Source organism: Pseudoalteromonas sp. DY56-GL79 (assembly GCF_041414765.1).
Lineage (GTDB): Bacteria > Pseudomonadota > Gammaproteobacteria > Enterobacterales > Alteromonadaceae > Pseudoalteromonas > Pseudoalteromonas piscicida.
In genome coordinates this window covers 16,488-30,728 of sequence record NZ_JANHZS010000031.1, presented here as the reverse complement: position 1 = coordinate 30,728, position 14,241 = coordinate 16,488, and the positions used below count along the sequence as shown (strand labels likewise).

Here is a 14,241-nt window from a genome sequence, read left to right as displayed (position 1 = left end):
TGTTACTCGTCTTTTTGCTTTTTCGCTCTTGGGTGAGCGCTATCATACACTTTTGCTAAATGTTGAAAATCTAAATGGGTGTAGACCTGAGTGGCGGATAAGCTGGCATGGCCAAGCATCTCTTGTACCGCGCGCAAGTCACCGCTGGATTCTAGCATGTGGCTGGCGAACGAGTGCCTCAGTTTATGGGGATGAATAGGTGTACTAACCCCTTGCTTTAGACCCCATTCTTTCATTCTTGCGCGGACATGGCGAGGGCTGATCCGGCGCTTTAATTTGCTCACAAAAAGCGCAGGTTCTTCCAACGTTGCAAATTGCGGCCTTATTTTGAGCCAATCAGCTAGCGCGTTTAGCGCTTTGCCGCCGACAGGCACAACACGCTCCTTGCCGCCTTTACCAAGCACGCGTATTTCACCGTCTTTGACATCCAATAGGTTTGCACCAACCAATTCGCTTAATCGCAAACCACTGGAATACATTAATTCCATCATGGCTTTGTCACGAATGGCAAGCGCATCATCTGCCTGAATTTCGAGAAGTTGCCCCATTTGGTCAACATCAAGGTTCTTTGGGAGTGGCTTTTGAAACTTAGGCCCTCGGATCCCTTGTGCGGGATTGACGACAGCCTGTTGTGATTGTGACTTGAGCTTGAGAAATTTATATAAGCTCCGAATACAACTGAGCTTAAGGTTGATAGTTCTTGGGCTGTAATTTTGACCGCGAAGCTTCATGCTGTAGCGGCGGATTTGCTCGCCACTGACTTCAAGCCAAGAGGAGGCGTGTTCACAAAAGTACTGCGCTGCTTGAATAAGCTGAGTGTTGTATTGGGTTAGCGTATGTTCTGAGTAGTGCTTTTCGTGGCGCAAGTGTGCCATAAAGGCGGTTACTGGTTGCGTCCAATCTTCCGATAGTGGTGTTAGGCTCATGCCAGCGCTTCGAGCTTAAGCGATAATGTTTGAATAAAAGCCGTGATCAACATATTGTCATGTTGTGGCGAAAAGTGTTCTGGTGAGCGGCTGGCAAAGGCCAGAATAAAGCGACCTTTGTCTGACGCATCAACGCGGTAAAGTGCTACCGATCCTACTTCAATATCGGCAAACAAGAGTTCAGCTTGTGACGGACTGAGTCGTCCTAAGTAGCAGTTGTTACTGCTCAGTTTAGCTGACACTAGTTCCAAAAGCGTATCATCGATGTTGATGAGTTTACATGCTTGGATGTCCGGGTGGTCCTCAAAGCGCTGTGCTAACGTATGATTGATAGCACTCAACTCAGTACAACGCATGATAGCCAATTGGCATTCACTCAATTGCTTGAAAACCAGCTCGTTGGCTTTTGCATAATGGACCATGTCTTCGATCTGTTGCTGTAGTGAGTTGACTTTGTCGCGGAGCATCCGCTGTTGGTGCAAAGCAAGGTTTGGGAGCCCTTGCTGCTGGTGGTGTAGCTGCAAATCCAATAGCACATAAGGGTGCCTGAGCAAAAAATCAGGATGCTTGCGCAGGTACTCAATGACTAATTGTTCAGTTGAATTCGCTTCTTTTATGGTCATATTGCGATTTGCCCATCAAAAACATGCTCCGCCGGTCCGGTCATTTTCACTACTTGACCTTGACCACCCCAACGCACCTGAAGACTACCTCCTGGTAGGTCGACCCTAACGGTTTCTTCTAACTTACCTTGCATTATGCCTGCAACTACGGCGGCACATGCCCCTGTGCCACAGGCAAGTGTTTCGCCGGCGCCGCGTTCCCAAACTCGTAGCTTAACGTATTCACGAGAAACAACTTCCATAAAGCCAATATTGGCCTTTTGTGGGAAACGTTCATGGTGTTCAAGGAGTGGTCCGAGTGTAGCTACCTCAGCGGTTTCTACACTATCGACAATAATCACGCCATGAGGGTTGCCCATAGAAACCGTGCTACAAAACACCGTATGTTCGTCGGCTCTTAAAATATAGGTGTTTTCTTGTTTGTTTGCACGAAACGGAATGGCTTGTGGGTTAAAGTTCGGTTTGCCCATATTCACGGTAACTTGGCCGTCTTTTTCGGTATACAGGGTGATATTGCCGCCCTTTGTAGAGACACAAACCTTGTGCTTGTTCGTTAAGCCCTTCATGCGCACAAAACGAGCAAAACAGCGAGCACCGTTACCACATTGCTCAACTTCGTTACCATCGGCATTGAAAATACGATAATGAAAATCTAAGTCCGGGGAATAAGGCGCTTCAACCATCAACAGCTGATCAAAGCCAATTCCAAAGTGGCGATCTGCTAACTTCTTAATTTGGTCTCGAGACAAAAACACATTTTGGGTGACATTATCTATCACCACAAAGTCGTTGCCTAAACCATGCATTTTTGAAAAGTTTATAAACATAGAGTGGTTATCTTTTGGTATAAAACCATGGCCTCACTTTGCTAATACTTTGCCATGGATACCTCGGCTAGGGAAGCTGCTTGGCATTAAGCCTTGTTTTGCATCCCTAGGACGTATCCAAGTCGGATTATTGTGGCAGTAGTTGCTCAAATTGCCACAGAGATTCTAACGGCTCTCTTTGGCGGATTAGATGGTGTTGGTTGTTATCAACCATGACTTCTGCACAGCGGGGGCGTGAGTTGTAATTTGAACTCATGGTAAAGCCATAAGCGCCTGCACTACGCTGTACTAATAAGTCGCCCGCCTTAATTTTAAGTACTCGGTCTTTACCTAGAAAATCACCCGTTTCACATACTGGACCAACCACGTCGTAATTTATCGCGTCAACGTCGTCTCGCGGTATGACTGGTACGATATTTTGCCAAGCCTGATAAAGCGATGGTCGTAACATGTCGTTCATGCCGGCATCAACAATGGCAAAATGCTTATGCTCGGTTGGCTTAATAAATTCGACTTTAGTCACCAGCACACCGGCATTGGCGGCAATCGCTCTACCAGGCTCAAAAATGAGTTCTAGATCATTGAACTGCGCCAATCGTGCTTTAATCTCTGCAGCGTAAGCACTCGGATGCGGCGGTTTTTCACCGTCATAAGGCACGCCAAGACCGCCACCGATATCGAGGTGATGCAAGTAAATTCCCGCTTTTTCAAGTTGAGAAATTAGCGCCAGCACTTTATCTAACGCCGCTAAAAATGGATTAACCTCAACCAACTGAGAGCCGATGTGGAAGTCGATCCCAACCACTTTTAAACCCGGTAGGGCATAAGCGAGTTGGTAAACATCAAATGCGGCTTTGATATCAATACCAAATTTGTTCTCTTTTAACCCGGTTGAAATATAGGGGTGAGTTTTTGCATCAATATCTGGGTTTACACGCAATGAAATTGGCGCAATCTTATCCAGTCTGGTTGCCACTTCACTGATGCGGTGAAGCTCTGCAATCGACTCAACGTTAAAGCATTTAATCCCAGTCTCAAGCGCAAACGCAATTTCATCTTCCGTTTTCGCAACACCAGAAAAAACGACTTTTTGAGGATCTCCCCCTGCTTTTAGCACTCGCGCAAGTTCACCCTTCGACACGATATCAAAACCAGAACCAAGCTGAGCCAAGACGTTCAATACGGCGATATTTGAATTCGCCTTTACTGCGTAGCACACCAAGTGGGGATGACCGGCTGCGGCATCCGTAAAAGCGTGATAATGCCGTGCTAAAGTCTTCTTCGAGTAGACATAGCAGGGAGTACCATATTGCTCGGCGATTGTGGTTATGGCGACATCTTCAGCGAATAACTCGCCATCTTGATAATTGAAATAATCCATTTTAACGCTCCTGTTGTTCTGCTTCAGGCTGGTTTGCTTGTGCTGCTTTCGGTTGGTTTGATTTTTTAGCCTGTTGTTCAGGCAAATAAAGCGGACCGCTTTGACCGCAACCCGATAATCCGATTAAAGTAGTAAAAACAAGTGCCGTTACGCTAAATTTATAAGGTGTCGCTTTCATTAGATAATTCGTGTCAGTGCCTTTATAATCGCAGAGTAACAGAATTGATAAAAAAAGCAGCTTTTCGCTATTGAAATTTCGTCTTCATCAAATTGCTCAAATAGCGAGTTAAGCTTAGGCACCATGCCGCAGTGCGTCAGTAAGAGGAAATCACGATGACAGAAAGTGAATATCATGAGTTAGCCGATGCGCTAATGTTGACTATTGAAGAGCAGATCGATGATTGTGACGCTGATTTAGATTACGAATCAGCATCGGGAATTCTAGAGATTATTTTCCCTGACAAGAGCAAAATTGTTATCAACAAACAAGCACCATTGCACCAAGTCTGGGTGGCGACTAAGTTTAATGGTCATCACTTCGAGTTGCGTGGCGATCAGTGGATTGATAATCGCTCCGGTGCTGAGTTTTGGCAATTTATGAGCGACGCGGCGACTAAGCAGGCAAATATCGCAATAGAGTGGCAGCACGATTAATGTTGGAATTTGTAGATTATCCTGCCAAAGGGCAACATAAAGCGAGTATTATTTGGCTCCATGGTTTAGGCGATTCAGGTAACGGCTTTTTACCGATTGCATCTGAGTTAAACCTGCCTGACGAATTGGGTGCACACTTTATTTTCCCACATGCACCACAGCAGCCGGTCACCATAAATGGTGGCATGGTGATGCGTGCTTGGTATGACATTAAATCATTTGATCTGGATAAAAGAGCGGATGAGCAAGGTGTGCGAGACTCATCAGCTCAGGTCGAAGCGTTAATTCAGGCACAGTTAGATAAAGGTATTCCAGCTAACCGTATTATCCTAGCTGGTTTTTCTCAAGGGGGGGTGATTGCGCTCCATCTTGCACCGCGTTTAACTGTTAAATTGGCCGGTGTCATGGCACTATCAACTTATATGTGTGTGCCTGAAAAGCTCAGTGCAGAAGCACAGCAAAGCGAGCTCACTATTTTTATGGCGCATGGCAGTGCAGATCCTGTCGTGCCGATGTTTGCAGGTGAGCACGCATTTAACACGTTACAACAGCAAGGCTATGAAGTGAGCTGGCAAGACTACCCAATGGAGCATCAGGTCTGTCTTGAAGAGTTAAAAGCCATTCGCGCTTGGTTAATAACGAGACTGAGCGATTAATATTAAGTGGTATAAGGTACTGGTGACAGATACAGGAGCAAAGCAATGTCACAAAAGATTGTCATAAAAACGTCGGTGAGTAAGCAACCCTCAGAGCCCTCAGCGGTGACCTATCAATGGCACTGGAAACGCATTTTTATGGCAACGGCAGCATTTGCTGGCATTGCAACCGCGGGTGTTTATGGTGTCGTGGATAACGTCAACGCAGATGAAGATGATGTCCAAGTGGCAGTACCTATACATGCCACCATAGCGCAAACCGATACATCGCTGAGTGATTCTCCTGCATCGGTAGTCTCTAATGAGGAGCATGAGGGCGAGCAGCTAAGTGCGAATACCTCAGTCGATAGTGTTTTAACGACACCTGAACTCACTTCTGCTGGTGCCGCGACGACCTCAATAGAGGTCGCTCAAGTCATTGCGTTAGACCAAGTGCAACAACAAACTTCTGAAGAAACAGAAACAGAAACAGAAACAGAAACAGAAACAGAAACAGAAACAGAAACAGAAACAGAAACAGAAACAGAAACAGAAACAGAAACAGAAACAGAAACAGAAACAGAAACAGAAACAGAAACAGAAACAGAAACAGAAACAGAAACAGAAACAGAAACAAGGGCTGAAGCTAAAAATCAATTTGATGCTGAAGCGCGTATAGCCAGTGTCGCGCTAGGGGCAAAAATAGACACGCAATTTATCAGCCGCGCTGTACTCACTACCATGATTGACGACCGCGAACCAACGAACGTGTTGAAAGACGTGATTGCGACCACTCAGTTTAGTGACAAGCTTTACTTTTTCACTGAAGTACACGCGCTTAAAGATCAAGTGGTGTCGCACCTGTGGTTTCATCAAGACGAGTTGATGGCAGAAGTGGAACTTCCGATCCAAGCCGCGCGCTACCGTACTTATTCAAGTAAGAACGTCATGCCGAGTCAAACCGGAGATTGGCGTGTTGAGGTGGTGACGCAGTCTGGGCAACTGCTTGCCCAAAAGACGTTCCGCATTGTGGATAATAGTCAGCAATAATCTTACTCGCAGTATCGTGTATGGCAGCTTGCGACTGACTGCCATCACCACACAGTTAACTCTTTGCAGTGGCAATAACGCTGCAATAAATGAAAGGCAAATCATGACAGAACAAGTTTCCATATTACGTATTGCAACGCGCAAAAGTGCTTTGGCGCTATGGCAAGCCGAATTTGTGAGGGCAGAGCTTGAAAAACACCATACTAATCTAAAAGTAGAGCTCGTGCCGATGTCGACGAAAGGCGACAAGATTTTAGATACGCCACTGGCAAAAATTGGCGGTAAAGGGTTGTTCGTCAAAGAGCTTGAGCAGGCCATGTTAGAAGGGCGCGCAGATATTGCTGTGCATTCAATGAAAGATGTACCTGTTGATTTCCCTGAAGGGCTCGAGCTGCATACTATTTGCGAACGCGAAGACCCAAGAGACGCGTTTGTGTCTAATACTTATACCTCACTTGCAGAGTTGCCTGAGGGCGCTGTGGTTGGCACATCAAGCCTGCGTCGCCAATGTCAAATTCGAGCAGCGCGCCCAGACTTAGTCATTAAGGATTTACGTGGCAATGTGAATACTCGCCTAGCTAAGCTAGATGCGGGTGAGTTTGATGCCATTATTTTGGCCGCCGCGGGACTTATCCGCTTAGAAATGGTGGATAGAATCGCAAGTTATATTGAACCAGAAGATTCATTACCGGCCAATGGTCAAGGCGCTGTCGGCATCGAATGTCGTAGCGATGATGCTCAAACTAAAGCATTCCTTGCACCACTGGAACACACTGATACACGTATTCGTGTACTTGCCGAGCGTGCAATGAACCGCCGTTTGGAAGGGGGATGTCAGGTTCCAATCGGCGCTTATGCAGAAGTCTCGGGCGATCAGGTACACTTGCGTGGCTTAGTGGGTGCTGTCGATGGCAGCGAAATTTTGCGCGGCGAATGCTCTGGTACGGTTGCAGAGGCTGAGCAACTTGGAATTCAATTGGCAGAATCCTTACTTGCGCAAGGTGCAGATAAAATTCTTGCTGAGGTTTATAGGGACGCTTAAATGAAAGTTGTGCTAACTCGACCCGTTGGCAAATCAGAACCTTTATCTGAGTTACTGACACAGCAGCAAATTAGCTCAGTGATTTGCCCAGTATTACAGCTTAACGAAGTGGCAGTGAGTGACACCGCTAAAGCAATGATAAGCGAAGCCGAGTTAGCTGTTTTTGTCTCGCCAGATGCGGTGCGATACTTTCACCAATTAGAAGTTCCATTAGCCGGACATTGCGCAGCTTTTGCTGTTGGCGAAGGCACGGCCGATGCTATCCAGCAGACCCTAAATATTAAGGCTAAATACCCTAAACAACCTGATTCCGAAGGTTTGCTTGCACTCCCGCAGCTGTCCTCTGTTGAGGGCAGGCGTGTATTGTTGGTCAAAGGGAAAGGTGGGCGTCCCGTCATTGCGCAAACTTTAAAAGCGCGGGGAGCCATCCTTGACAGTCTGGTGGTTTATGAACGCGTTGCCGTAAAAGACAATGCAGATGGCTGGTTAGACCACTGGCGAAGCCAGCAGATTGAAGGTATAGTCATTACCAGTAATAGTGCAGCGGATGCGATTTTTAATACGCAGTCGTCAGCAAGTAAAGATTGGTTGGCTCAGCGCACTTTCTTTGTTGTGAGCCAACGTATTGCTGAGCATGTACAGCAATCCTATAACATCGAACAGTCTCAAATTGTGGTATGTCATGGCCCTGATAATCGTGCCATCGCAGGGAGTATCATCGACTATACCAAGCAGCAAGGGCGCAAAATGACTCAGTCTGAATCGCAAACAAAGAATACAAATACCCAGCAAGCTGCAAAAGCAGCAGAGCAAACCGTAACGCCACATCACGCGAAGGCTGGTGTGAGTAAGGTTGCGCTCCTTGCATTATTAGTGGCGCTGGGTAGTGGTGCTGGTGCTGGCTATGTTTATTTGCAACAGCAACAACAGTTGCAGCAAGCGTTGCTAGCTAACCAAGCGATTAACGCTGAAAATCAGCTATTAAACACGCAGCTGAGTGGTGCTAAGTCGCAACTTCAACGAGTAGAAAATGTGCTTGATTCGCTGCAAGACAATGTCGCAAAGCGATTGGCTGAGCAGCAGCAACATGTAGAAACCCAGTTAATGCAGACGCTTGCCAAGGCGCAGCAGCAAGTAAGCGGTGCAGTGGCCTCTGAGGCATTGTATTTACAGCGCCTTGCTGCATTTAAAGTTGCGGCAGAGCAAGATTATCTTGGCGCAATTGCTATTCTGCAGCGCTTGCAAGAGAGCTTAGAGTCTGAGTCCAACACGGCAGCTGTTAAGCAGGCGATTGCTACCGACATTGCGGCTTTGAAGGCCTTGCCTAAGCCGCAAACGGAGTCACTTTACTTTGAGCTTCATGGTTTATTGTCTCAAGTTGATACGCTAACGATCAAAACTAAGCAAATTCCGCAAAAAGCAGCGAGTGAAGATGCTGCGCTATCGCAACAGGTTGATGATTGGCAAGCGAACTTAAAGCGCTCTTGGCAGGGATTGGTTGATGACTTTATTACCATACGTCACCATGATGAAGTGGTGATAGACCCACTCCTAGATAAAAACGAGCAGCTGCTTATACGCACGCAGCTGCGTGCTTATTTAACCCAAGCACAAACCGCATTAATGGATCAACAAGCGAGCATTTACTTCAGTGCGCTTGATAGTGCAGCCGACACGTTGACGCGTTATTTTGATACGCAACACGCGCCTGTGAACGCGATGCAGCAGGCTTTAAACAAGCTGAGCCGCAGTGAAGTTCAGCGCCAAGAGTCGATTGAGCTTGCCACCCCAGCAGCAGTAAAAGGGTGGCTAAAATGATGGCAAAAATCATCACCTTTACGCTTATCTTTATCGCGCTAGCCGCCAGTCATTTGCTCATTGATGAGAAAGGCTATGTATTGATCTCTTTCAATCAAACCACGATTGAAGGCAGCATAGTGTCTTTCACTATCTTGCTGTTGCTTGCCATCACCGCTTTAGTGTTGTTGGGTAAGGTAGTGCGTTGGTCGTGGCATCGTCTAGTCAATACGAAAGGTCATTTTTCCAGAAAGCGTAAACTAAAAGCGCAACAAGCATGGAACGAAAGCTTGTGGCTATTTATTAACGGCGAAGTGGAACAAGCCGCAACCTTGTTGACGAAAACGCCGCAGCCGGATGAACGCCAAGACTATGTGCGTGCCATCGCAGCCAAAGCGGCGTTAAAGCAAGGAGATGTTGTCAAAGCGAATACAGAGCTAGAAGCAATATCGGATGACAACCAAGGGCAGCTTGCTGCATTGTGGCTAGAAGCAAATAATAGTGAACAGGCGTTGGCTTTACTTGATGACAAAATGTCTGCGGCTAAACCAACTTCAGCGGTGCTTAGTGGTTACATTTTAGCATGTCTACAGGCTAAGCAACCTGAGCTGGCAGCTGCACAAATCGCAAAATGGCATAAAAAGCTTAACTGGAGTGATACACAGTGGCAGAGTGTGTTCGAGCGCATGTTTGTGATAGCCCCTGAGCAAGCAGATACTTTGTTTAATACGCTACCTAAGGCAGTAAAAGCGCATGCAATACCAGCCCTTAATAAGGTGAAGCTGCAACAGGGGCGCATAGCGGAAGTGTTGGGGGAGCTCAAGAAGCTGCTCAAACAAGGTCAATATCACCAGCTGGCCGACTATCTGCAACACAGCACGCAAAGTAGTAATGAACTCAAGTTAGCACTACAGCAGCAATTGAAAAAACATCCAGATGATAAGGAGTTGCTGTTCTCATTGGCTTGCCTTTGCAATGCTGAGGGGGATTATGAACTTGCTGCGAAGATCTTTGATTCCTTAAGCGCAAACCCTTGGGAAGCGCGCTGGAGTAAGCAAGCCCAGCTTGCCTACGAAAAAATGCATACCTACGAGAAAGCGTATTTAATCGCAAAATCGTAACGAAAAGCCTGCGCAGCAATGTGCAGGCTTTTTTGTATTAAAGTTAGCTATACTCAATTCTGACATATGTCCTTGCTATCTCAGTTTAGGTGCGTATGATCCCAAAAATTTTAACTGCAAATCGAGTCTCTTATGATCAATAACACACTCCCACTATTAGATTTACATCGCCACTTAGATGGTAACGTTCGTGCTACAACGATTTTAGAACTTGGCCAGCAGTTTAATATGGATTTACCGGCAACGGATCTCGAAGGTCTACGCCCACATGTTCAAGTGTTGGACAATGCACCCAATCTAATGGCGTTTCTTGAGAAACTAGATTGGGGTGTAAAGGTACTTGGTGACTACGATGCTTGTCGCCGTATTGCGATTGAAAATGTTGCCGACGCAGTTGCACAAGGTATTGATTACACTGAGCTAAGGTTTAGTCCTTACTACATGGCAAAAGCCCATAATCTACACCCACAGGGCGTTGTTGAAGCCGTAGTCGACGGTGTACAAAGTGCAGTTAAAGGCCAAGACATCAAGGTTAACCTGATCGGGATTATGTCACGCACATTTGGTGTGGAAAAGTGCCAATATGAGCTAGACGCGCTACTTGCCTTTAAAGAGCAGTTGGTTGCGATTGACCTCGCGGGTGACGAGCTGGGCTTCCCAGGAGAGCTGTTTATTGAACATTATAAGCAGGTTCGCGATGCTTACCTTGGTGTGACGGTACATGCTGGCGAAGCTGAGGGCGCGGTAAGTATCTGGCAAGCCATTAAAGAACTTGGTGCAACACGTATCGGTCACGGAGTTAAAGCAATCCATGACCCAGCTCTGATGGACTATTTACGTGATAATCGTATCGGGATCGAGTCTTGCCTAACCAGTAATATCCAAACAAGTACTGTCGAAAGTTTAACCACACATCCATTGAAAGCATTTTTAGATCATGATGTATTGGCAACCATCAATACCGATGACCCTGCGGTTCAAGGTATCGAGTTGGATAACGAGTATAGCCATGCAGCTGCGGCGGCAGGTCTAGATTTGAGTGATATCCATAAAGCGCAGCGCAATGCGGTTGAGATTGCCTTTTTAAGCGAAGCTGATAAAAAAGCGTTGCTTGCAAAGAAAGCGTAGGCTGAAATTGCTGTGTGGGATCACCCCGCACAGCTAAGATAACTCTCCTTTAGCGCCGCAACGACTTGGCTGCGTGTCACAATTCCAATCACTTGGCCTTCATTGAGTACGGGATAAACCTTAGGACTATTTTGCTGCATACGTTGTGCAAGGTCGACAACGGTTGTTGCAGCTTCAATGCTGAGGGCTGGCGTAGCCAGTAAGTCTCTCAGCTGTACTTTACCATCACAAAAGTAGCTGGAATTAAGCAAAGGCTTGAGCAGCTGCTGCTCTGAAATAAATCCAACAAGATGACGCTGTGCATCTATCACTGGCGCACCAATTAAATGATGCTTTTGTAGCAAACTAATCGCGTCGGTTAGCTCGGTCTCGGCGGTTAACAGTGGGAAATCAGGTGACATGATGTCACGAACATAGAGTTTACTCATCATACTTCTCGCGGTGTCTGTGTGTAATATGAGAGTAGCGGGTGAAAGTGTTTTGGTAAAATGGATTGTTTTGATTGGTTTATTCTGTTTTTTCAATGTGTGACCAAAGACCTGCCACACATTGGATAAATTGCTATTAAATAACTTGTCTTAAGTTACTTAACCTGAGGTTTGGATAAGGAATGTTCCAACTCATTGTTTCTAAAGCACAACTTAGTTTTTTCCTTGTCTAGCCAGAGAGTTTTAGGGAAAACAAGGCGAATTTACGCACCAATAGCTGGCTATTGGAAGTGAATTCAACGCAGTTAGCGCTAAAACTGGCTGCTAGAAAGGCATTAATTATCCGCAGCTCAGGTTACTTAATAAACGCAAAAGCGTCGGCGTACATAAAGTCGCGCTCAGCACCATGATTGATAAAGTCATCACGCACGATACCTATCATGTCAAAGCGGCCAGCCATATAAATGCTGTACGGCTCTAAAGAAACGATATCTTTCATCACAGCCTGATGAACGAAACCGCGATGACCTTGCCATGCTTCACTGGCATTTTCTACCACAGGAATAAATTGGAAATGTTTATTTGAGGCGGCCCAAGCTTCCATCTCCGCTTTTGCATACAACGCAGCTTCTTCTTTTACACCCCAGTAAAATAATACTGGTTGGTCGTAACCCGTTTCAGCCAAGTGATCGGCCATAGATTTGACATAAGAAAACCCTGTGCCGCCGGCAAGTAGTACTAGTGGACGCGCTTGATCAACACGGATCTGAGATACGCCAAGGCCAACTTCTAATGCAACGGTTTGCTTTGTATCAAAAGCGTTACGTAGGTGATCTAGTGACTGCATGGCATAAGAGTCAGCGCCAGAAGCACCGATATGTAACTCTAACTGCTCTGTTTTTGAAGGACTGCTGGCAATCGAGAAAGCACGTTTGTCTTTTTCACCAAGTACCAATTGCAGATACTGGCCGGCTTCGAATTGCACCGCTTCTTCAGGTTTTAATATAACTTTGTGAACAAATTCCGTAAGAGGTGTAATTGAGACAACCTCTGCTGCTAATACTTGCATGTGTTACCTTTATTAAGCACGTGGCTAAAGTCTGTGCACTCTAGCATAGCTGAGTGCACAATGTTAGATGATATATGTCATTTGATGGTGATCCCTAGGGTATCCCAAATTTCGTCAACGCGTTGTTTAACCTCGGGATCCATAACGATAGGCTCGCCCCATTCACGGTCGGTCTCACCCGGCCACTTGTTGGTTGCGTCCATACCCATTTTAGAACCAAGTCCGGACACAGGGGAAGCAAAATCGAGATAATCGATAGGCGTGCTTTCAACTAAGGTGGTGTCTCTTGCGGGATCCATACGTGTTGTTATCGCCCAAATTACATCATTCCAGTCGCGAGCATTTACATCATCATCGCAAACAATGACAAACTTGGTGTACATAAATTGTCTAAGGAAAGACCATACACCCATCATCACGCGTTTAGCATGCCCCGGATACTGCTTTTTCATGGTGACGACCGCCATGCGGTAAGAGCAGCCTTCTGGTGGAAGGTAAAAATCGACGATTTCCGGAAATTGCTTTTGTAAAATCGGCACGAATACTTCGTTGAGCGCAACACCAAGAATAGCTGGCTCATCAGGCGGGCGGCCCGTATAAGTGCTGTGATAAATAGGATCTTTGCGATGTGTCATATGAGTGACAGTCATTACAGGGAAGTCGTCAACTTCATTGTAGTAGCCGGTGTGATCGCCATATGGGCCTTCTGGCGCGAGCTCGCCCGGTTGAATATATCCTTCTAAGACGATTTCGGCACTCGCTGGTACTTGCAGTTCGTTTGAAATTGATTTAACGACCTGCGTCTTACTACCACGCAGTAGACCTGCAAATGCGTATTCGCTTAGCGTATCTGGAACTGGGGTTACCGCACCTAAAATCGTCGCGGGATCAGCGCCAAGTGCAACCGATACCGGATACGGTTCGCCGGGGTGCTCTTTGCACCACTCCTGAAAATCAAGCGCACCGCCACGATGTGATAGCCAGCGCATAATAATTTTGTTTTTACCCAATAGCTGTTGACGATAAATCCCTAGGTTCTGACGCTTTTTATAAGGACCTTTGGTTACCGTTAACCCCCATGTAATTAAAGGTGCGGCATCACCAGGCCAGCAATGTTGAATAGGTAGTTTAGTGAGATCAACCTCATTATCGCTCAGTACAACTTCCTGACATGGGGCTTTTTTCACTTCTTTGGCTGGCATATTCAACACTTGTTTGAATACCGGTAGCTGGCCAATGGCTTCTTTAATTCCCTTTGGTGGATCGGGTTCTTTTAAAAAAGCGAGTAACTTGCCGACTTCTCTTAGTTCACTGACATCGCTTTGTCCCATCCCCATTGCAACGCGCTTTGGTGTGCCAAATAGGTTAGCCAGTACCGGAATGTCATAACCAACAGGGTTTTCAAATAGGATAGCGGGTCCACCTGCTCGCAGCGTTCGGTCTGCAATTTCAGTCATTTCTAGTTTGGTGGAAATGGGCTGCTTGACGCGAACAAGTTCTCCTTGTTTTTCAAGCTGGGCTATAAAATCTCGTAAGTCTTGGTATTTCATCGGCGCACTA

15 protein-coding genes are annotated in these 14,241 nt (G+C 46.3%); 7 read left to right on the top strand and 8 right to left on the bottom strand.

All coding sequences use genetic code 11. The features are described from left to right. Positions 1-2: 2 nt before the first annotated feature. The 5 genes from NO992_RS20000 to NO992_RS19980 form a co-directional block, all read right to left on the bottom strand. Positions 3-926 (bottom strand): tyrosine recombinase XerC, encoded by a 924-nt coding sequence (locus NO992_RS20000; RefSeq protein ID WP_371380074.1) that lies wholly within the window; start codon positions 924-926, stop codon positions 3-5. Beyond that, complete coding sequence (locus tag NO992_RS19995) at positions 923-1,549, bottom strand: DUF484 family protein (RefSeq protein ID WP_253107554.1); 627 nt, start codon at positions 1,547-1,549, stop codon at positions 923-925. The genes NO992_RS20000 and NO992_RS19995 overlap by 4 nt, the downstream gene beginning before the upstream one ends. Continuing rightward, positions 1,546-2,376 (bottom strand): diaminopimelate epimerase, encoded by an 831-nt coding sequence (gene dapF / locus NO992_RS19990; protein ID WP_010378136.1) that lies wholly within the window; start codon positions 2,374-2,376, stop codon positions 1,546-1,548. The genes NO992_RS19995 and dapF overlap by 4 nt, the downstream gene beginning before the upstream one ends. A gap of 127 nt (positions 2,377-2,503) precedes the next feature. Next, positions 2,504-3,757, bottom strand: a complete 1,254-nt coding sequence (gene lysA / locus NO992_RS19985; RefSeq protein ID WP_371380071.1) for a diaminopimelate decarboxylase — start codon at positions 3,755-3,757, stop codon at positions 2,504-2,506. A 1-nt stretch (position 3,758) separates the two neighbouring features. Next, positions 3,759-3,935 carry a lipoprotein gene (locus NO992_RS19980; protein WP_010604229.1) on the bottom strand — a complete coding sequence of 59 codons (177 nt, stop codon included), beginning with the start codon at positions 3,933-3,935 and terminating at the stop codon, positions 3,759-3,761. A gap of 155 nt (positions 3,936-4,090) precedes the next feature. On the opposite strand from NO992_RS19980, the gene cyaY reads away from it, so the two are divergent. From cyaY to add, 7 genes are all read left to right on the top strand, one after another. Further along, the gene (cyaY, locus tag NO992_RS19975; RefSeq protein ID WP_010378141.1) at positions 4,091-4,411 is read left to right on the top strand and encodes an iron donor protein CyaY; all 321 of its coding nucleotides are present in this window, start codon (positions 4,091-4,093) and stop codon (positions 4,409-4,411) included. Next, positions 4,411-5,067 (top strand): alpha/beta hydrolase, encoded by a 657-nt coding sequence (locus NO992_RS19970; RefSeq protein ID WP_253107552.1) that lies wholly within the window; start codon positions 4,411-4,413, stop codon positions 5,065-5,067. Before cyaY ends, NO992_RS19970 begins: the two co-directional genes overlap by 1 nt. Before the next feature lie 45 nt (positions 5,068-5,112). Continuing rightward, positions 5,113-6,096, top strand: coding sequence for a DUF2914 domain-containing protein (locus tag NO992_RS19965; protein ID WP_371380068.1), 984 nt, complete (start codon positions 5,113-5,115; stop codon positions 6,094-6,096). Positions 6,097-6,199: 103 nt separating this feature from the next. Beyond that, on the top strand, positions 6,200-7,138 hold the full coding sequence (gene hemC / locus NO992_RS19960; protein ID WP_371380066.1) for a hydroxymethylbilane synthase: 939 nt from the start codon (positions 6,200-6,202) through the stop codon (positions 7,136-7,138). Then, complete coding sequence (locus NO992_RS19955; RefSeq protein WP_371380064.1) at positions 7,139-8,956, top strand: uroporphyrinogen-III C-methyltransferase; 1,818 nt, start codon at positions 7,139-7,141, stop codon at positions 8,954-8,956. Further along, entirely contained in the window at positions 8,953-10,056 is a 1,104-nt protein-coding gene (locus NO992_RS19950; RefSeq protein WP_371380062.1) for a heme biosynthesis HemY N-terminal domain-containing protein, read from the top strand. Before NO992_RS19955 ends, NO992_RS19950 begins: the two co-directional genes overlap by 4 nt. Positions 10,057-10,188: 132 nt before the next feature. Next, positions 10,189-11,184, top strand: coding sequence for an adenosine deaminase (gene add, locus NO992_RS19945; RefSeq protein ID WP_371380060.1), 996 nt, complete (start codon positions 10,189-10,191; stop codon positions 11,182-11,184). A gap of 20 nt (positions 11,185-11,204) precedes the next feature. Here the strand turns inward: add and NO992_RS19940 are convergent, their stop codons facing one another. From NO992_RS19940 to ubiD, 3 genes are all read right to left on the bottom strand, one after another. Further along, a complete protein-coding gene (locus tag NO992_RS19940) occupies positions 11,205-11,615 on the bottom strand; it encodes a CBS domain-containing protein (RefSeq protein ID WP_371380058.1) in 411 nt (136 codons plus the stop codon). Between the two features lie 352 nt (positions 11,616-11,967). Continuing rightward, complete coding sequence (fre, locus tag NO992_RS19935; protein ID WP_017219412.1) at positions 11,968-12,681, bottom strand: NAD(P)H-flavin reductase; 714 nt, start codon at positions 12,679-12,681, stop codon at positions 11,968-11,970. A gap of 77 nt (positions 12,682-12,758) precedes the next feature. After that, the gene (ubiD, locus tag NO992_RS19930; protein ID WP_010604239.1) at positions 12,759-14,231 is read right to left on the bottom strand and encodes a 4-hydroxy-3-polyprenylbenzoate decarboxylase; all 1,473 of its coding nucleotides are present in this window, start codon (positions 14,229-14,231) and stop codon (positions 12,759-12,761) included. Positions 14,232-14,241 lie beyond the last annotated feature (10 nt).

Bases quoted from the DNA above. Each gene is read 5' to 3' on its own strand.
- NO992_RS20000 (WP_371380074.1), bottom strand. From the start codon at position 926: ATGAGCCTAACACCACTATCGGAAGATTGGACGCAACCAGTAACCGCC.
- NO992_RS19995 (WP_253107554.1), bottom strand. From the start codon at position 1,549: ATGACCATAAAAGAAGCGAATTCAACTGAACAATTAGTCATTGAGTAC.
- dapF (WP_010378136.1), bottom strand. From the start codon at position 2,376: ATGTTTATAAACTTTTCAAAAATGCATGGTTTAGGCAACGACTTTGTG.
- lysA (WP_371380071.1), bottom strand. From the start codon at position 3,757: ATGGATTATTTCAATTATCAAGATGGCGAGTTATTCGCTGAAGATGTC.
- NO992_RS19980 (WP_010604229.1), bottom strand. From the start codon at position 3,935: ATGAAAGCGACACCTTATAAATTTAGCGTAACGGCACTTGTTTTTACT.
- cyaY (WP_010378141.1), top strand. From the start codon at position 4,091: ATGACAGAAAGTGAATATCATGAGTTAGCCGATGCGCTAATGTTGACT.
- NO992_RS19970 (WP_253107552.1), top strand. From the start codon at position 4,411: ATGTTGGAATTTGTAGATTATCCTGCCAAAGGGCAACATAAAGCGAGT.
- NO992_RS19965 (WP_371380068.1), top strand. From the start codon at position 5,113: ATGTCACAAAAGATTGTCATAAAAACGTCGGTGAGTAAGCAACCCTCA.
- hemC (WP_371380066.1), top strand. From the start codon at position 6,200: ATGACAGAACAAGTTTCCATATTACGTATTGCAACGCGCAAAAGTGCT.
- NO992_RS19955 (WP_371380064.1), top strand. From the start codon at position 7,139: ATGAAAGTTGTGCTAACTCGACCCGTTGGCAAATCAGAACCTTTATCT.
- NO992_RS19950 (WP_371380062.1), top strand. From the start codon at position 8,953: ATGATGGCAAAAATCATCACCTTTACGCTTATCTTTATCGCGCTAGCC.
- add (WP_371380060.1), top strand. From the start codon at position 10,189: ATGATCAATAACACACTCCCACTATTAGATTTACATCGCCACTTAGAT.
- NO992_RS19940 (WP_371380058.1), bottom strand. From the start codon at position 11,615: ATGATGAGTAAACTCTATGTTCGTGACATCATGTCACCTGATTTCCCA.
- fre (WP_017219412.1), bottom strand. From the start codon at position 12,681: ATGCAAGTATTAGCAGCAGAGGTTGTCTCAATTACACCTCTTACGGAA.
- ubiD (WP_010604239.1), bottom strand. From the start codon at position 14,231: ATGAAATACCAAGACTTACGAGATTTTATAGCCCAGCTTGAAAAACAA.